Annotated in this window: 14 protein-coding genes and 1 pseudogene; 13 read left to right on the plus strand and 2 right to left on the minus strand. The window is 52.0% G+C overall.

Going from position 1 to position 17,948, the window contains the following annotated elements; all coding sequences use genetic code 11:
* Window positions 1-97 precede the first annotated feature (97 nt).
* The 7 genes from FDW95_RS00620 (at window position 98) to FDW95_RS00650 (ending at window position 7,787) form a co-directional block, all read left to right on the plus strand.
* Window positions 98-454: a YdiL family protein gene (locus FDW95_RS00620; protein WP_115258638.1), complete on the plus strand. Its 357-nt coding sequence runs from the start codon at window positions 98-100 to the stop codon at window positions 452-454.
* Between the two features lie 47 nt (window positions 455-501).
* Window positions 502-1,713, plus strand: a complete 1,212-nt coding sequence (locus FDW95_RS00625; RefSeq protein WP_115258639.1) for an MFS transporter — start codon at window positions 502-504, stop codon at window positions 1,711-1,713.
* 239 nt (window positions 1,714-1,952) lie between these two features.
* Complete coding sequence (locus FDW95_RS00630; protein WP_115258640.1) at window positions 1,953-3,188, plus strand: MFS transporter; 1,236 nt, start codon at window positions 1,953-1,955, stop codon at window positions 3,186-3,188.
* A gap of 21 nt (window positions 3,189-3,209) precedes the next feature.
* Window positions 3,210-4,076 carry a quinate/shikimate dehydrogenase gene (gene ydiB / locus FDW95_RS00635; protein WP_115258641.1) on the plus strand — a complete coding sequence of 289 codons (867 nt, stop codon included), beginning with the start codon at window positions 3,210-3,212 and terminating at the stop codon, window positions 4,074-4,076.
* A gap of 35 nt (window positions 4,077-4,111) precedes the next feature.
* Entirely contained in the window at window positions 4,112-4,870 is a 759-nt protein-coding gene (aroD, locus tag FDW95_RS00640) for a type I 3-dehydroquinate dehydratase (RefSeq protein ID WP_096757228.1), read from the plus strand.
* Between the two features lie 156 nt (window positions 4,871-5,026).
* The gene (locus FDW95_RS00645; protein WP_115258642.1) at window positions 5,027-6,622 is read left to right on the plus strand and encodes an acyl CoA:acetate/3-ketoacid CoA transferase; all 1,596 of its coding nucleotides are present in this window, start codon (window positions 5,027-5,029) and stop codon (window positions 6,620-6,622) included.
* A gap of 13 nt (window positions 6,623-6,635) precedes the next feature.
* Entirely contained in the window at window positions 6,636-7,787 is a 1,152-nt protein-coding gene (locus tag FDW95_RS00650; protein ID WP_115258643.1) for an acyl-CoA dehydrogenase, read from the plus strand.
* Between the two features lie 53 nt (window positions 7,788-7,840).
* Here the strand turns inward: FDW95_RS00650 and FDW95_RS00655 are convergent, their stop codons facing one another.
* Window positions 7,841-8,731, minus strand: coding sequence for an AraC family transcriptional regulator (locus FDW95_RS00655; RefSeq protein WP_115258644.1), 891 nt, complete (start codon window positions 8,729-8,731; stop codon window positions 7,841-7,843).
* A 507-nt stretch (window positions 8,732-9,238) separates the two neighbouring features.
* On the opposite strand from FDW95_RS00655, the gene FDW95_RS00660 reads away from it, so the two are divergent.
* The 5 genes and pseudogenes from FDW95_RS00660 (at window position 9,239) to fadK (ending at window position 14,305) form a co-directional block, all read left to right on the plus strand.
* Window positions 9,239-10,003, plus strand: a complete 765-nt coding sequence (locus FDW95_RS00660; protein ID WP_115258645.1) for an electron transfer flavoprotein — start codon at window positions 9,239-9,241, stop codon at window positions 10,001-10,003.
* 21 nt (window positions 10,004-10,024) lie between these two features.
* Complete coding sequence (locus tag FDW95_RS00665) at window positions 10,025-10,960, plus strand: electron transfer flavoprotein subunit alpha (protein ID WP_115258646.1); 936 nt, start codon at window positions 10,025-10,027, stop codon at window positions 10,958-10,960.
* A gap of 59 nt (window positions 10,961-11,019) precedes the next feature.
* Entirely contained in the window at window positions 11,020-12,309 is a 1,290-nt protein-coding gene (locus tag FDW95_RS00670) for an FAD-dependent oxidoreductase (RefSeq protein ID WP_115258647.1), read from the plus strand.
* Window positions 12,306-12,599: a ferredoxin family protein gene (locus FDW95_RS00675; RefSeq protein ID WP_115258648.1), complete on the plus strand. Its 294-nt coding sequence runs from the start codon at window positions 12,306-12,308 to the stop codon at window positions 12,597-12,599. The genes FDW95_RS00670 and FDW95_RS00675 overlap by 4 nt, the downstream gene beginning before the upstream one ends.
* A gap of 81 nt (window positions 12,600-12,680) precedes the next feature.
* Window positions 12,681-14,305 (plus strand): annotated as a pseudogene (gene fadK, locus FDW95_RS00680) (medium-chain fatty-acid--CoA ligase).
* Window positions 14,306-14,398: 93 nt separating this feature from the next.
* On the opposite strand, the gene ppsA reads toward fadK, so the two are convergent.
* Entirely contained in the window at window positions 14,399-16,777 is a 2,379-nt protein-coding gene (gene ppsA, locus FDW95_RS00685; RefSeq protein ID WP_115258649.1) for a phosphoenolpyruvate synthase, read from the minus strand.
* A gap of 329 nt (window positions 16,778-17,106) precedes the next feature.
* Here ppsA and ppsR point away from each other — a divergent pair, with 329 nt between their 5' ends.
* Window positions 17,107-17,940, plus strand: a complete 834-nt coding sequence (gene ppsR / locus FDW95_RS00690) for a posphoenolpyruvate synthetase regulatory kinase/phosphorylase PpsR (protein ID WP_096757238.1) — start codon at window positions 17,107-17,109, stop codon at window positions 17,938-17,940.
* The last annotated feature ends 8 nt before the right edge of the window (window positions 17,941-17,948 follow it).

Consider the following 17,948-nt stretch of genomic DNA (forward strand, 5'->3'; position numbering starts at 1 on the left):
ACAAATAATATTGCACAAGATACTGTGACTTTCTTCAAGTTGAAATATTCGCAGTAATGTTATTACTACTCCACCGTTTTTATTAAGTGATGACATGATGAACGCATTCGAATTGCAGGCATTCCGCCACCTTTTTGCGCTATCGATGGAAGAAAGTGCGATTTATATTGCAGGTGATGGCAATGTTACCGCCTGGCAACAATGGGAAAATGGTGATCGTGATATACCAGAGATCATTGTGCAGCACTGTGCAGAAATGAAAGCAAAGCGCAAATTGCGAATTAATGCCATCATCGAAAAAATCAACAATCGTATTGGTAATAATACGATGCGTTTTTTCCCCGACCTGATGTCTTTTCAGGCGGTCTATCACGACGATAATTTCATCGACTGGAAAATTTATCAATCGACGGCAGTTGAACTTTTTGCCCATGACCTCGAGCGTTTGTGCTAGGAAACCGCGACGCCACACCCTTTAGCCTCTTCGCTGAGTAACACATTATGAAAAATACCTATTTCTCCACTGCGATAGGGCTGTACCTTAATTATCTGGTGCATGGTATGGGGGTCATTTTGATGAGCCTCAATATGTCCTCACTGGAACAACAGTGGCAAACCAATGCGGCAGGCGTGTCGATTGTTATTTCTTCTCTCGGCATTGGTCGATTAAGCGTCTTATTACTGGCGGGTTTACTCTCCGATCGCTATGGGCGCAGGCCGTTTATCCTGCTCGGCATAACCTGCTATCTCTGTTTCTTCGTGGGTATTATCAATACGCACAATATTTACATTGCCTACGCGTTTGGTTTTTTAGCCGGGATGGCGAACAGTTTTCTCGATGCGGGAACATACCCCAGCCTGATGGAGGCATTTCCCCGCACACCCAGCACCGCGAATATTCTGATTAAAGCCTTTGTCTCCAGCGGCCAGTTCCTGTTGCCGATGGTCATCAGTCTGTTGGTGTGGGGTGAATGTTGGTTTGGCTGGTCCTTCCTGCTGGCGGCAGGCATCATGATTTCCAACGGCATATTTTTATTTCGCTGCCGATTTCCTGCGCATCCGAGACGCCAACCCACCGTCAAGGAAGCACCCGAAACAACGATGGCTACGCATCGTTGTTCCCTGATCGATCTTGGCAGCTACACCCTGTACGGCTACATCTCAATGGCCACCTTTTACCTGGTGAGCCAGTGGCTGGCTCAGTACGGTCAGTTTGTCGCTGGCATGTCCTATACGTTATCCATCAAGCTGTTGAGCGTTTACACGTGCGGTTCGCTACTGTGCGTGCTGATCACCGCCCCGCTGGCGAGGAAGGCCGAACGCGCACCGACGCTGTTAATGCTTTACACCTTCATCTCGTTTATTGCTCTGCTGGCGGTCTGCCTGCACCCTACGCCAACGGTGGTGATCGCGTTTGCTTTTGTCATCGGTTTTTCATCTGCTGGCGGCGTGGTGCAAATCGGGCTAACGCTGATGGCGGCGCGCTTCCCGCATGCCAAGGGGAAAGCCACCGGGATTTATTACAGTGCGGGCAGTATTGCCACTTTCACCATTCCCTTGATTACGGCAAAACTCTCACAATCCAGTATTGCCCATATCATGTGGTTTGATACCGGCATGGCTGCCATCGGCTTCTTGCTGGCACTGTTCATTGGTTATCGCAGCCGCATGGCGACAAAGTATCCATTAAAAATGGCGCCACTCGCCGAATAGCACGGATGCAATATTGTTCCCCCCGTCTGCAAAATAATTTGCGGACTATTTAAAACAACAGCAAAACGGCAACAGGAAGAATTAATTTCACACTTTGCTATGCAATATACCTGGTCACTTAAGCGTCATGCTATGTAGGTACAGCATCCGTCACTCGGTATAGTAATGACATCATCATCGCAATCAATATTATCACGATGAAAATGAACCCTATTAAAATCTGCAAGGAGTTATGCGAAATGTCTCAGAGCAAGGCTTTTAATACGCCATTTCTTCTGGCGATAACCTGTATTTATCTCAGTTATTTCCTGCATGGCATTAGTGTCATTACGCTGGCACAAAACATGACTTCCCTGGCAGAGAAATTCTCCACCGACAATGCGGGGATTGCCTATTTAATTTCCGGTATTGGATTGGGCCGTCTGGTCAGTATTTTATTCTTTGGCGTACTCTCCGATAAATTTGGTCGTCGGGCCATTATCCTGTTAGGCGTCATTCTTTATATGCTGTTCTTCTTCGGTATTCCCGCCAGCCCAAATCTGATGATTGCTTTTATTCTGGCGGTTTGTGTGGGCGTCGCCAACTCCGCGCTGGATACCGGTGGCTATCCGGCGTTAATGGAGTGCTTCCCCAAAGCGTCCGGTTCGGCGGTTATTCTGGTGAAGGCGATGGTGTCTTTTGGGCAGATGCTCTACCCGCTCGTTGTCAGCACCATGTTATTGAATCATATCTGGTACGGCTATGCCGTCATTGTCCCGGGCATCCTGTTCGTGGTGATTACCTTAATGCTGCTCAAGAGTCGCTTCCCCAGCCAAGTAGTGGACGCAGGCGTGGCGAAAGATCTGCCGCAGATGAACAGTAAGCCGCTGGTGTGGCTGGAAGGTGTGGCATCAGTGATGTTCGGCGTGGCCGCATTTTCAACCTTTTACGTCATCGTGGTGTGGATGCCGAAATACGCCATGGCTTTTGCCGGGATGGCCGAAGCCGACGCGCTGAAAACCATCTCTTACTACAGTATGGGTTCCCTGGTCTGCGTGTTTATTTTTGCTGCACTGCTGAAGAAATTAGTCCGTCCGATCTGGGCCAACGTCTTTAACGCCGGGCTGGCAACGATTACAGCAGCGGTTATCTATTTGTACCCCTCGCCGCTGGTTTGTAACGCAGGCTCATTTCTCATCGGGTTCTCTGCCGCTGGCGGTATTTTACAACTGGGCGTCTCGGTGATGTCGGAGTTCTTCCCGAAGAGCAAAGCCAAAGTCACCAGCGTTTATATGATGATGGGCGGCGTTGCTAACTTCATTATCCCGCTGATCACCGGATACCTGTCTAACATCGGCCTGCAATACATTATTTTGCTCGATCTGGTCTTTGCCCTGCTGGCATTTATCACGGCCATTATCGTCTTTATCCGTTACTACCGCGTATTTGATATACCCAAAAACGATGTGCGGTTGGGCGAACGTTATTTTCAATAAAGAGTTCACAAGGAGTTAAAAATGGATGTTACTGCAAAATATGAACTGATTGGCCTGATGGCCTACCCCATCAGACACAGCCTGTCGCCAGAAATGCAAAATAAGGCGCTGGAAAAAGCCGGACTGCCGTTTACCTATATGGCATTTGAAGTCGATAACACAACTTTTGCGGGTGCCATTGAAGGGTTGAAAGCGTTAAAGATGCGCGGTACCGGCGTCTCGATGCCCAATAAACAGCTGGCGTGCGAATATGTCGATGAATTAACCCCGGCCGCTAAACTGGTCGGTGCCATCAATACCATCGTCAATGACAATGGCTATCTTCGTGGCTACAACACCGACGGCACCGGCCATATTCGCGCCATTAAGGAAAGCGGCTTCGATATAAAAGGCAAAACCATGGTACTGTTGGGCGCGGGCGGTGCATCGACCGCGATCGGCGCACAGGCCGCCATTGAGGGCATTAAAGAGATTAAACTGTTTAACCGTCAGGATGATTTCTTTAGCAAGGCGCTTGAGTTCGCCAAACGCGTGAATGAAAACACCGACTGTGTGGTGACCGTTATCGATCTGGCCGACCAACAGGCGTTCGCCGAGGCTCTGGCCAGTGCAGACATTTTGACCAACGGCACAAAAGTCGGCATGAAACCACTGGAAAACGAATCCATTGTTAGCGATGAATCGCTCCTACGCCCGGATCTGCTGGTAACCGAATGCGTCTACAATCCGCATATGACCAAGTTACTGCAGCAGGCGCAGCGTGCCGGTTGCAAAACCATTGATGGTTACGGCATGTTGTTATGGCAAGGTGCTGAGCAGTTCAAATTGTGGACCGGGAAAGATTTTCCGCTGGAATACGTTAAGCAGGTTATGGGGTTTGCCGCCTGACGGGCAACAATCTGTGAATTTTTAAAGGGTAATCAATGAAAACCGTAACCGTAAGAAACCTCGTGATTGGCGAGGGTGCGCCGAAGATCATTGTTTCGTTAATGGGTAAAGACATCGCCACGGTAAAAACCGAAGCGCTGGCCTACCGCGACGCGGACTTCGACATCCTGGAATGGCGTGTTGACCATTTTGCCGATGTCTCTTCCATTGACGCGGTGCTGGAAGCGGCCCGCACGATCCGCGACGTGATGAGCGATAAGCCGCTACTTTTCACCTTCCGCAGCGCCAAAGAAGGCGGTGAACAGGCGCTTTCTGTTGCAGACTATATTGCGCTTAACCGTGCGGCGGTGGATAGCGGGCTAGTGGATATGATCGATCTGGAACTGTTCACCGGCGATGAACAGGTCAAAGCCACCGTCGAGCATGCGCACGCGAAGCAGGTCTTGGTGATTATGTCGAATCATGATTTCCACAAAACACCGGCAGCAGAAGAGATTATCCAGCGGCTGCGTAAAATGCAGGAACTGGGCGCAGATATCCCGAAAATTGCGCTGATGCCACAAAACAAGACGGATGTCCTGACGCTGCTTAGCGCTACGCTTGAGATGCAGGAGCACTACGCCGACCGCCCAATCATTACTATGTCGATGGCCAAAACCGGCGTAATTTCGCGACTGGCGGGTGAAGTTTTTGGTTCTGCGGCGACCTTTGGTGCGGTGAAAAAAGCCTCAGCGCCCGGGCAGATCTCGGTTTCCGATTTGCGCAGCGTACTGACCATTTTACATCAGGCTTAATAACAGAATATTTCTGTACTGTTTTAAATACCCCCCCTGCCCTGTTATTCATATTATTTTGAATATCGGGCAGACGGTTAGTTATTTTTAAAATAAATAAATTTCTTTTATCGAATAAAACGATAGGCAGCCTCACGCCTGTAACCTGGAGTTTATATGAAACTTAACAGACCTGAACGTATTAACGGTCGGGTGCCGGTATTATCGGCAGCGGATGCAGTTGATTATATTCCTGATGAAGCCACGCTCTGCGTATTAGGCGCCGGCGGCGGTATTCTGGAGGCCACCACATTAATTAGCGCACTGGCCGAAAAATATAAAACCTGCCAAACTCCGCGTAATTTATCGCTAATTAGTCCGACGGGATTGGGCGATCGCGCCGACCGGGGTATTAGCCCGTTGGCACAAGAAGGATTGGTCAAATGGGCGCTATGCGGACATTGGGGGCAATCACCGCGCATTTCCGATTTAGCTGAACAAAATAAAATCGCCGCCTATAACTATCCTCAGGGCGTATTGACGCAAACGCTGCGTGCAGCCGCAGCCCACCAGCCGGGTATTCTGAGTGATATTGGGATCGGCACGTTTGTTGACCCCCGCCAGCAGGGCGGCAAGCTCAATGACGTAACCACCGACGATCTGATCAAACTGGTGGAGATAGACAACAAGGAGTACCTCTACTACAAGGCCATCGCGCCCACCATCGCCTTCATTCGCGCTACCACCTGTGACAGCGAAGGCTACGCCACTTTTGAGGATGAGGTGATGTACCTCGATGCGCTGGTGATTGCCCAGGCCGTGCATAACCACGGCGGCATCGTCATGATGCAGGTACAAAAAATGGTCAAGAAAGCCACCTTACACCCCAAAGCGGTGCGGATCCCGGGCTATCTGGTGGACATCGTGGTGGTTGACCCTGATCAGACCCAACTGTACGGCGGGGCGCCGGTTAACCGTTTTATTTCCGGCGACTTTGTCCTTGATGACAGCCAGCAAATCGCCCTGCCGCTCAACCAGCGCAAACTGGTGGCCAGGCGCGCCCTGTTCGAAATGCGCAAAGGCGCGGTGGGTAACGTTGGGGTCGGTATCGCTGACGGTATTGGTCTGGTTGCTCGTGAAGAAGGCTGCGCCGACGACTTTATTCTGACGGTCGAAACCGGCCCAGTGGGAGGGATAACCTCGCAAGGCATTGCCTTCGGTGCCAACGTTAACACCCGTGCCATTATGGATATGACCACCCAGTTCGATTTCTACCACGGCGGCGGTCTGGATGTGTGCTATTTGAGTTTTGCTGAAGTGGACAGCCACGGCAACGTCGGCGTACATAAATTCAATGGCAAGATTATGGGCACCGGTGGATTTATTGATATTAGCGCCACTTCCAAGAAAATTATTTTCTGCGGCACACTCACTGCCGGAAGTCTGAAAACAGACGTCGCCGACGGCAAGCTGAATATTGTCCAAGAAGGTCGGGTGAAAAAATTCGTCAGTGAATTACCTGAAATAACCTTCAGTGGAAAAATTGCTCTCGAACGCGGATTAGAGGTGCGTTACATCACCGAACGTGCCGTCTTTACCTTAAAAGAGGATGGTCTCCATTTGGTAGAAATTGCCCCCGGCGTTTCTTTGCAAAACGATATTCTGGACAAAATGGATTTCGCCCCGGTTATTTCCCCTGAGTTAAAACTGATGGACGAAAGATTATTTATCAATACCCCCATGGGTTTTGTCTTGCCCGACGCAGCCAATTAAAAGGAGTACCCTAATGGACTTTTCGTTAACTGAAGAACAAGAGCTGCTGCTTGCCAGCATTCGCGAACTGATCACCAGCCATTTTCCGGAAGAATATTTCCGCACCTGCGATCAGACCGCCACCTACCCAAAAGAGTTTATGCGCGCCCTTGCGGATAACGGTATTTCGATGCTGGGCGTGCCGGAAGAGTTCGGCGGCATACCGGCAGATTATGTCACCCAGATGCTGGCGCTGATGGAAGTGTCAAAATGCGGCGCTCCGGCATTTTTAATCACTAACGGGCAGTGTATTCACAGCATGCTCCGTTTTGGTTCCGCCGAGCAGTTACGCAAAACGGCGGAAAGCACCATGGAAACCGGTGATCCCGCATATGCTCTGGCGTTAACCGAACCGGGTGCCGGATCTGACAACAACAGTGCCACCACCAGCTACACGCGAAAAAACGGCAAAGTGTATCTCAACGGGCAAAAAACGTTCATTACCGGTGCTAAAGAGTACCCGTACATGCTGGTACTGGCCCGCGACCCGGAGCCAAAAGATCCGAAGAAAGCCTTTACGCTGTGGTGGGTCGATTCCAGTAAACCGGGTATTAAGGTGAACCCGTTGCACAAGATCGGCTGGCACATGTTAAGCACCTGCGAAGTCTACCTCGACGACGTTGAAGTTGACGAAAGCGATAGGGTTGGTGAAGAAGGCATGGGCTTCCTCAACGTAATGTACAACTTCGAAATGGAGCGGCTGATCAACGCCGCACGCAGTACCGGCTTTGCCGAGTGTGCCTTCGAAGATGCCGCGCGTTATGCTAATCAACGAATTGCCTTCGGCAAGCCGATCGGCCACAACCAGATGATCCAGGAAAAACTGGCGTTAATGGCGGTTAAAATCGAAAACATGCGCAATATGGTGTTGAAGGTCGCCTGGCAGGCCGATCAGAAGCAATCACTGAGGACCAGCGCTGCGCTGGCAAAACTGTACTGCGCCCGTACGGCGATGGAAGTGATTGACGACGCGATTCAAATTATGGGAGGACTGGGGTATACCGATGAGGCTCGCGTGTCCCGCTTCTGGCGCGACGTACGCTGTGAGCGCATTGGCGGCGGCACGGATGAAATCATGATTTACGTTGCGGGCCGTCAGATCCTGAAAGATTACCAGAACAAGTAAGCGTTAATGGCCCGGTAGGCGTCAAACTTACCGGGCACGCAGAAAACCGCTAATTAGATCTCCGGCATCAGGCATTCCTGCTCAAGCAAATTGTTTTTAAATTGCTTGCGATACTCGCTGGGCGAGCAGCCTACGTGGCGCTGAAAGAGTTTGGCAAAGTGATCGACATTTTCATATCCCACTCGCCACGAAATTTCTGCCAGTGATGATTCGGTATTGGTCAGAGAAAATTTAGCCTCCGTCATTCGCCGCTGAATAACATAATTAATCGGTGAGATCCGATACTCTTTAGTAAATTCATGACAAATGTAACTAACGCTGGCGCGAAATTTTTTTGACAACTGTTCAAGTGTGATTTTTTCCCGAAAGTTGTTATTTAAATACACCAGCACATCTTTAATTAAGATATCTTTTTTAATATATCCCTGCTCCGAACGGTACGCATTTTTGAAATTTTCATAATACAGCACGGTTAACGCATAGGCGAAAGCTGCGTAAGCCGTCGAGGTCGGGTTATTTTTGCTTCGTGGCAGCATAATACTCAGTTCATTAAAAATACTTTTAATCACCTCCTTTCCCTGTCCGACGCTGATAACCGGGCACGAATGCGCCTGCAGCAGTTGGTTATCCTGCCAGCCGTTAAAGCGGAATCCTGCCAGTGCGCAAGTGTAGGTGGTAGCCGGTGCGCTGCTGTCAGACGCGACCGCATGCAGCCTGCCTTGCTCTATCACCACAATATCGCCGGCGTGGGCAACATACAGTGACGAGTCGATAATGAACCTGGCGACACCTTTTTTGACATAAATGAGCTCGGTTTCATTGTCATGGACATGGTGGCCTGACTCCCAGTTCGGATCGTCGCTGATGACGAAGCGTGAAAACACAGGGGTTTTCCCCTGCTCAAAAAGGGTTTCCATGGCATTATCAAAACATCGTTGATACATGACAACCTCCACCTTAAGACCGGATAATTTTGGATGAATAATAGCGATGAAATAAAGGGACTGAGCATGTTATACAACGTTATTTCACCCTGAAGAAACAAAATTATTGGGGCCTCCTGCAAGATGGTACGCATAGTCAACAGGCATTATCCGCACAGTTTATTCACGTTTTAAAATTAATAAAAATCGCAAATGTTATTATTTAGCCGTCAACTATTCACATAACAGAAACATAAATAATCATATGTTAATTAAAAACATGATGCATTTCGCAATTTTCACATCCTGCGCGTTTTTTCTGTTTATTGCCGCCCCCCATGACATTTAATCAGCGCTTATCAGTAAAGCGTCCGGTCGACACTTTTTTTTGCAAGATTGTTGGAAACGAAAACAGATTGTCCCGTCGAAAATGCCCCTCACCTGCCGCACACTAATTTCAGTCAACTTTCCCTACTGCCGATAATGACGCTCCCCGTCATCATCTGAACATGATTCACCGGAGATGCCATGAAAATAGTCACCTGCTTTAAGTTGGTCCCTGAAGAACAGGACATTGTCGTCACCCCTGAGCGTTCGCTTAATTTCGACCGAGCCGAAGCCAAAATCAGCCAATTTGACTTAAACGCCATCGAAGCCGCAGCGCAACTGGCTGCAGAAGGTGACGAGATCGTCGCCTTAACGGTTGGCGGCTCGCTGTTGCAAAACTCCAAAGTGCGTAAAGACGTCTTGTCCCGCGGGCCGGACAGCCTGTTTATGGTCCAGGATGCGCAACTGGAACATGCACTGCCCAGAGATACCGCCCAGGCGCTGGCCTGCGCCGCAACAAAAATCGAATGTGACCTGATGTTATTCGGCGAAGGGTCGGGCGATATCTATGCACAGCAGGTGGGCTTGCTGGTAGGCGAACTCCTGCAGTTGCCCGTCGTCAACGCGGTGAGCAAGATTGAACGTCACGGTGAGCGGATTCTGGTCGAGCGCACGCTTGAGAACGAGATCGAAGTGCTTGAACTCCCGCTCCCCGCCGTGCTTTGCGTCACGTCAGATATCAACACGCCGCGCATTCCGTCAATGAAAGCCATTCTTGGCGCCGGGAAAAAAGCCGTCACCCCCTGGCAGGCCAGCGACATTGGCTGGACGCCTGTGCCGCCGTTAGCGGAACTGGTGGCAATAACGGTTCCGCCACAAACCGAGCGTAAACGCATCATTCTGGAAAATGATTCAGCGGACGCCATTGCTGAACTGGCCGACCACCTGAAAAAAGCCCTGAATTAAGCCCAACGGAGAGAAAACATTATGAGTAAATTAGCCAACGTCTGGGTATTTAGCGATAACGCTGAACGCTACGCAGAATTAATGACCGGCGCGCGTCAATGGGGTGAACAGGTCCATATCATTGTGCAAGGTAGCGAGCAGGCAAATCAGGTTCTGCCGCTGGGGGCCGATAGCGTTATCGTGCTTGAGCAATCTTCCGGCTTACAGCGCATTGAAAACTATGCCGAAACCTTCACTTCGCTGCTGCAAGATCACAACGGTTTACTGCTGATGCCCGCCACCAAGCGCGCGAAATCCCTTGGCGCGCGTCTGAGCATTCAACTCAATGCGGCGATGGTGAATGACGCCACCTCGGTAAGTCTTGATGCTGGCGCACTGTTCGTTGAACACCGCATGTATGGCGGTCTGGCATTCGGTAAAGAAAAACTCAATAGCGCGCTGGCCATAATCACGCTTGCATCCGGCGTACTGGAGTCGAGCGAGGCCAACCCGGCACACACCTGCCCTGTTACCGCTGCGCCGTACATCCCCCCTCGCCATGAAATTATGTGTCAGGAGCGTCGCGCCAAACCCCTGAGCAGCGTGGATCTCAGCAAAGCCAAACGCGTGGTGGGCGTCGGCCGCGGTCTGGTGGCACAAGCCGATCTGGAGATGGTACATAAACTGGCGGCCGTGCTGGGCGCAGAGGTCGGTTGTTCCCGTCCGATTGCTGAAGGCGAAAACTGGATGGAGCGCGAACGCTACATTGGCGTTTCCGGCGTGTTGCTGAAATCTGACCTGTACCTGACGCTGGGCATCTCCGGACAAATCCAGCATATGGTCGGCGGTAATGGTGCAAAAGTCATCGTCGCCATCAACAAAGATAAAAAAGCGCCGATCTTTAATTATGCCGATTACGGCCTGGTGGGCGATATCTACAAAGTTGTGCCGGCCCTGATCGAACAGTTAAGCCGCTAACCCCCCCCTCATTTAATCCACATCTCCCGCTGCGCTCGCGGCGGGAAGGGAGCATAAGCATGTCAGATGAAAAATTTGATGCCATTGTGGTTGGTGCTGGCGTGGCGGGAGCGGTCGCTGGCTACGTAATGGCAAAAGCCGGACTGGACGTACTGGTCATCGAGCGCGGAAACCGTGCGGGCAGTAAGAACATGACCGGCGGGCGTCTCTATGCACACAGCCTTGAAAGCATCATGCCAGGATTTGCCGAGGAAGCGCCTGTCGAACGCAAAGTGACGCGCGAAAAAATCTCTTTTCTAACCGAAGAAAGCGCCGTCACGCTCGATTTTCATGGTGAAAAAAACACGGCCGCAACGCAGGATTCGTACACGGTTTTACGCAGCCGTTTTGACCCGTGGCTAATGGATAAAGCCGAACAGGCCGGCGCGCAGTTTATTCCAGGCGTACGCGTCGATGCATTACTCCGCGAAGGCAATAAGGTTACGGGCGTTCAGGCCGGTGACGATGTTCTGGAGGCTAACATCGTCATCCTCGCTGACGGCGTCAACTCCCTACTCGGTCGCTCGCTCGGCATGGTCCCGCCCGCTTCAGCACACCACTACGCCGTCGGCGTTAAAGAGTTGATTGGCTTGCCGCCCGCGGTCATTGCAGACCGTTTCAATCTTTCGGGCAACGACGGCGCAGCCTGGCTGTTTGCCGGTTCCCCGTCAAACGGCTTGATGGGCGGTGGTTTTCTGTACACCAATCAGGATTCAATTTCTCTGGGCCTGGTTTGTGGGCTGGGCGATATCGCCCACGCAACGAAGAGCGTTCCACAAATGCTGGAAGACTTTAAGCAGCATCCAACCATTCGTCCGCTGATTGCCGGGGGTGAACTGCTGGAATATTCGGCGCATATGGTGCCAGAAGGCGGCCTGGCTATGGTGCCTAAATTGGTCGATGACGGTGTGATGATCGTCGGCGATGCCGCCGGCTTCTGCCTGAATCTGGGGTATACGATCCGCGGCATGGATTTGGCCATTGCCTCCGCAGAGGCGGCGGCGAAAACGGCTATCGCAGCGAAAGGACGCCAGGATTTCTCCGCCAACAGCTTGATGGAATACAAGCGCTCCCTCGAGCAGGGTTGCGTCATGCATGAGTTACAGCATTTTCGCAAGATCCCGGCACTGATGGAAAACCCACGTCTGTTCACCCAGTACCCGCGCATGGTGGCGGATATTATGAGCGAAATATTCACCGTTGACGGACGTCCGACGCCCCCAATGCGCAAAAGGATCATGCCCCATGTAAAACGCATTGGGTTAATGAACTTACTGAAAGACGGCATTAAGGGAGCGACCGCGTTATGAACCAGAACAACACCGTGAACGTTGACGTCAAGCTGGGCGTCAATAAATTCAACGTTGATGAAGGACATCCACACATTATTCTGGCCACCCACCCGGATCTGAACGAGTTTCGCAAACTGCTCTATGCCTGCCCCGCCGGGCTGTACAAGCAGGACGAGGCCGGAAATATCCATTTTGATTCCGCCGGATGTCTGGAGTGCGGAACCTGTCGGGTGCTGTGCGGCGAAACAATACTTGAACAATGGACGTACCCGCTCGGCACTTTTGGCATCGATTTTCGTTATGGATAACGGATATTGCCAGTTGCAGGCCGGATAAGGCCCAGTCGCCGTCCGGCAAGACGTATGCCGCAATCATCCAGGGACAAAGCAATGAGTGTCAGATTAACGTTTAACGCCGAGCGTCGTCATGCCTGGCGACAGCAAGGACTGTGGGGTGATGCCTCACTGGGCGATTACTGGAGCCAGACCGCCCGGGCCGTACCGGATAAAATTGCCGTGGTCGATAATCACGGCGATGCCTACACCTACGCCGCACTCGACCGCGCCGCCAGCAGCCTGGCCACCTGGTTTTTAGCCAGCGGCATTCAACCCGGCGATCGTGTGGCCTTCCAGTTGCCGGGCTGGTGTGAATTTACCGTGATTTATCTGGCTTGCCTGAAAACTGGTGCCGTTTCCGTACCGCTACTGCCTGCCTGGCGCGAAGCAGAGCTGGTATGGGTGCTAAACAAATGCAAGGCGAAGCTCTTCTTTGCGCCAACCCTGTTTAAACAGACTCGCCCGGTGGATCTGATCCTGCCCTTACAGAATCAGTTGCCGCACCTGCAACAAATTATTGCCGTGGATAAACTGGCCCCAGCAACTGCTTCGCTGGCGCTAAGCCAGCTTCTGACCTCCCCCCCGTTAACCCACACCGTTAGCGTGCACGCCGACGCGTTAGCCGCCGTGCTGTTCACTTCCGGCACAGAGGGTATGCCAAAAGGAGTAATGCTGACTCATAACAATATTCTCGCCAGCGAACGCGCCTACTGCGCCCGCCTTAACCTCAACTGGCAGGATGTTTTTTAATGCCTGCACCGCTGGGGCACGCCACCGGTTTTCTGCACGGTGTCACGGCCCCATTTTTAATCGGCGCACGTAGCGTGCTGCTGGATATTTTTACCCCAACAGCCTGTCTTGAACTACTGGAGCAACAGCGCTGTACCTGCGTCCTCGGCGCCACGCCCTTCGTCTATGACATGCTGTGCTGCGTGGAAAAACGGCCTTACGACCTCTCATCGTTACGCTTTTTCTTATGCGGGGGCACCACCATTCCGCAGAAAATTGCCCGCGAGTGTCAGCAGCGCGGCATTAAGTTGTTAAGTGTTTACGGCTCGACCGAAAGCTCACCGCATGCAGTGGTGAATCTCGATGATTCGCTTTCCCACATGATGAATACCGACGGCTACGCCGCTGCGGGCGTTGAAATTAAAGTGGTTGACGAGGCACGTAATACGCTGCCACCTGGCGTGGAGGGCGAAGAAGCCTCGCGCGGGCCGAACGTGTTTATGGGCTACCTTGATGAACCCGAAATGACTGCCAGAGCACTGGATCAAGACGGCTGGTACTACAGCGGTGACTTATGCCGCATGGACGAGGCGGGCTACATTAAGATTACCGGACGTAAGAAAGATATTATCGTGCGCGGTGGCGAAAATATCAGCAGCCGTGAGGTCGAGGACATTTTATTGCAGCATCCGCGTATTCACGATGCCTGCGTGGTGGCGATGCCGGACGAGCGTTTAGGGGAAAGGTCGTGCGCTTACGTGGTGCTTAAACCGCCACATCACTCGCTGTCGCTGGAATCGGTGGTGGCCTTCTTTAGCCGCAAGCGGGTAGCAAAATACAAATATCCAGAACATCTGGTGATTGTCGATAAATTACCGCACACCGCCGCCGGTAAAATTCAGAAGTATCAACTTCGTCAGGATATTATTCAGCGCCTGAGCAAGGTATGAATGCCGGATGGCGACGCTCTCGCGCCTTATCCGGCCTACGAATAATGCTGACCGTAGGCCGATAGGGCATTTAAGCCGCCTTCCGGCAGGGTATTACTTGTTCAGTTCCGCAAGGCTCAGCCAGGTCTGTACGACGGTGTCCGGGTTCAGCGACAGACTGTCGATCCCCTCTTCCATCAGCCAGGCAGCGAAGTCTTCGTGGTCAGAGGGGCCCTGACCGCAAATACCCACGTATTTACCCTGTTTCTTGGCCGCGCGAATCGCCATCGACAGCAGCGCTTTCACCGCGTCGTTACGCTCATCAAACAGTTCAGACACCACGCCGGAATCACGGTCCAGACCCAGCGCCAGCTGCGTCATGTCGTTCGAGCCGATAGAGAAACCGTCGAAGTACTCAAGGAACTGCTCAGCCAACAAGGCGTTGGATGGGATCTCACACATCATGATGATCTTCAGCCCGTTTTCACCGCGCTTCAGACCCTGACGAGCCAGCTCTTCCACCACTGCCTTGGCCTGCGCCACGGTACGCACAAACGGCACCATCACTTCAACGTTAGTCAGTCCCATCTCATTGCGCACACGTTTCACCGCGTCACATTCGAGTGCGAAGCAGTCGCGGAAGCTGTCTGCCACGTAACGGCCTGCCCCGCGGAAGCCCAGCATCGGGTTTTCTTCATGCGGCTCGTAACGCTCGCCGCCGACAAGGTTGGCATACTCGTTGGACTTAAAGTCTGACATCCGCACAATGACGCGTTTTGGATAGAACGCCGCACCCAGCGTCGCGATCCCTTCGGTCAGACGACCGACGTAGAATTCACGCGGCGAATCAAAACCTTTCATCATTCCGCGGATTTCGTTTTGCAGTTCCGGCGTCTGGTCATCAAATTCCAGCAGCGCGCGAGGATGCACGCCAATCATGCGGTTGATGATAAATTCCAGACGCGCCAGCCCGACACCTTCGTTTGGCAGGCAAGCGAAGTCGAATGCGCGGTCCGGGTTACCGACGTTCATCATCACCTTCAACGGCAGGTCCGGCATCGTTTCGACGCTGGAACTCTTAACGCTAAAGTCGAGCATATCGGCATACACGTAGCCGGTGTCACCTTCGGCACAGGAGACGGTCACGTTCTCGCCTTCGGTGATGCGATCGGTTGCATCACCACAGCCTACTACCGCCGGGATCCCCAGTTCACGGGCGATGATTGCCGCGTGACAGGTACGACCACCACGGTTGGTGACAATCGCCGCCGCTTTTTTCATGATCGGTTCCCAGTCCGGGTCGGTCATGTCAGTAACCAGCACGTCACCAGGTTCAATGCGGTTCATTTCGCTGATGTCATGAATGACTTTTACCGGACCCGCACCGATGCGGTGGCCGATAGCACGGCCTTCAGCAATGATTTTGCCCTGCGCATGCAGCGTATAACGCTCCATCACCTGGCCGCGAGAACGAACGGTTTCCGGACGCGCCTGCACAATAAACAGCTTGCCGGTGTGACCGTCTTTCGCCCATTCAATGTCCATCGGACGACCGTAGTGCTTCTCGATTTGCACCGCCTGCTTCGCCAGTTCCTGCACTTCCTCGTTCGTCAGTGAGAAAATATCGCGCTGTTCCTGCGGCACATCTTCGATCGTCACCTGTTTGCCGTGTTCCTGGGTCGGCGCGTAGATCATGCGGATTTTTTTCGAACCCATAGTGCGACGCACGATAGCCGGACGGTTAGCCGCCAGGGTCGGTTTGTGCACATAGAATTCATCCGGGTTAACGGCGCCCTGCACCACCATTTCGCCCAGGCCCCATGCAGAGGTGATAAACACCACCTGATCGAAGCCAGATTCTGTGTCAATAGAGAACATGACGCCCGAAGAGGCCAGGTCGGATCGCACCATCCGCTGAACGCCAGCAGAAAGCGCTACGCCGCGGTGGTCATAACCCTGGTGCACACGGTAAGAAATTGCACGGTCGTTAAACAGCGAAGCAAAGACGTGCTTGATGGCCACCAGCACGGCATCAAAGCCCTGGACGTTGAGGAACGTTTCCTGCTGACCGGCAAATGAAGCATCAGGCATATCTTCTGCGGTGGCGGAGGAGCGCACGGCAAAAGAGGCATGGGCATCGTCCGCGGAAAGCTGCGCGTAGGCATCACGGACGGCATTTTCCAGCTCAGGCTGGAAAGGAGTGTCGATAATCCACTGGCGGATCTGCGCCCCGGATTTGGCAAGCTCGGTGACATCGTCGATATCCGTTTTATCCAGCAGTTCATAAATGCGCTGGTTTACACCGCTTTGCTCCAGAAACAGGTTAAACGCATCGGCGGTCGTTGCAAAACCATTCGGTACGGAAACACCCATACCTGAAAGGTTAGTAATCATTTCACCCAGGGAGGCATTTTTGCCTCCAACTCTGTCTACATCATTCATGCCGAGTTGGTTATACCAAAGCACCAGCGGTGACGAGCCATTGTTGGACATCGAACAATCCTTATATATGAACGAGGTTAGGAAACTCAATTTTGCGTAATTATCTTTGCATATTTACCGCGGCGAAAAAAACGGTGAATCGTTCAAGCAACTTTATTTTTTATTTTTTCAGATTGTTTCCGCATTTGCGCAAACCCGCGAGCGGCACGGGATCACCACAAAAACAGTCGGTCTAAACATTCGTTCCGAAAAATGAAATGTACTTTTCAGTAAATATAAAAATACCGTTTCATTTTATAAAATGGCGACAACAATATTCGCTTCTGACGCATTTTAATTTATGCTTTCAGAGAATTATATCTGCCCCCAGGATGAGCAAAATGGATAATGCTGTTGATCGTCACGTATTTTATATTTCTGATGGCACGGCCATCACCGCAGAGGTATTGGGCCACGCAGTGATGTCGCAATTTCCGGTTACGATCAGCAGTATTACGCTGCCGTTTGTTGAAAATGAGAGCCGCGCCCGCGCGGTGAAAGACCAGATTGACGCCATTTACCAGCAAACGGGCGTACGCCCGTTAGTGTTCTACTCCATTGTATTGCCGGAGATTCGTGCAATCATTTTGCAAAGCGAGGGCTTCTGTCAGGATATCGTCCAGGCGCTGGTCGCACCGCTGCAACATGAGATGAAACTCGACCCGACTCCAATCGCTCATCGCACGCACGGACTGAATCCCGGCAACCTCAATAAGTACGACGCACGCATTGCCGCCATTGATTACGCCCTCGCCCACGATGACGGTATTTCGTTGCGCAACCTCGATCAGGCGCAGGTTATTTTGCTCGGCGTCTCCCGTTGCGGTAAAACGCCAACCAGCCTGTATCTGGCGATGCAGTTTGGCATTCGGGCGGCGAACTACCCCTTTATTGCCGATGATATGGATAACCTGGTACTGCCCGCGTCGCTAAAACCGCTGCAACACAAACTTTTTGGTCTGACCATTGATCCGGAACGTCTGACGGCGATCCGCGAGGAGCGTAGAGAAAACAGTCGTTATGCCTCGCTGCGTCAGTGCCGCATGGAAGTAGCCGAAGTTGAAGCGTTATACCGTAAAAACAAGATCCCATGGCTCAACAGTACCAACTATTCGGTAGAAGAAATTGCCACCAAGATCCTCGATATTATGGGACTAAATCGCCGCATGTACTAGAATACTAG

The organism is Citrobacter sp. wls718, from assembly GCF_005280945.1.
GTDB classification, from domain to species: Bacteria; Pseudomonadota; Gammaproteobacteria; order Enterobacterales; family Enterobacteriaceae; genus Citrobacter; species Citrobacter gillenii.

Bases quoted from the DNA above. Each gene is read 5' to 3' on its own strand.
- FDW95_RS00620 (WP_115258638.1), top strand. From the start codon at position 98: ATGAACGCATTCGAATTGCAGGCATTCCGCCACCTTTTTGCGCTATCG.
- FDW95_RS00625 (WP_115258639.1), top strand. From the start codon at position 502: ATGAAAAATACCTATTTCTCCACTGCGATAGGGCTGTACCTTAATTAT.
- FDW95_RS00630 (WP_115258640.1), top strand. From the start codon at position 1,953: ATGTCTCAGAGCAAGGCTTTTAATACGCCATTTCTTCTGGCGATAACC.
- ydiB (WP_115258641.1), top strand. From the start codon at position 3,210: ATGGATGTTACTGCAAAATATGAACTGATTGGCCTGATGGCCTACCCC.
- aroD (WP_096757228.1), top strand. From the start codon at position 4,112: ATGAAAACCGTAACCGTAAGAAACCTCGTGATTGGCGAGGGTGCGCCG.
- FDW95_RS00645 (WP_115258642.1), top strand. From the start codon at position 5,027: ATGAAACTTAACAGACCTGAACGTATTAACGGTCGGGTGCCGGTATTA.
- FDW95_RS00650 (WP_115258643.1), top strand. From the start codon at position 6,636: ATGGACTTTTCGTTAACTGAAGAACAAGAGCTGCTGCTTGCCAGCATT.
- FDW95_RS00655 (WP_115258644.1), bottom strand. From the start codon at position 8,731: ATGTATCAACGATGTTTTGATAATGCCATGGAAACCCTTTTTGAGCAG.
- FDW95_RS00660 (WP_115258645.1), top strand. From the start codon at position 9,239: ATGAAAATAGTCACCTGCTTTAAGTTGGTCCCTGAAGAACAGGACATT.
- FDW95_RS00665 (WP_115258646.1), top strand. From the start codon at position 10,025: ATGAGTAAATTAGCCAACGTCTGGGTATTTAGCGATAACGCTGAACGC.
- FDW95_RS00670 (WP_115258647.1), top strand. From the start codon at position 11,020: ATGTCAGATGAAAAATTTGATGCCATTGTGGTTGGTGCTGGCGTGGCG.
- FDW95_RS00675 (WP_115258648.1), top strand. From the start codon at position 12,306: ATGAACCAGAACAACACCGTGAACGTTGACGTCAAGCTGGGCGTCAAT.
- ppsA (WP_115258649.1), bottom strand. From the start codon at position 16,777: ATGTCCAACAATGGCTCGTCACCGCTGGTGCTTTGGTATAACCAACTC.
- ppsR (WP_096757238.1), top strand. From the start codon at position 17,107: ATGGATAATGCTGTTGATCGTCACGTATTTTATATTTCTGATGGCACG.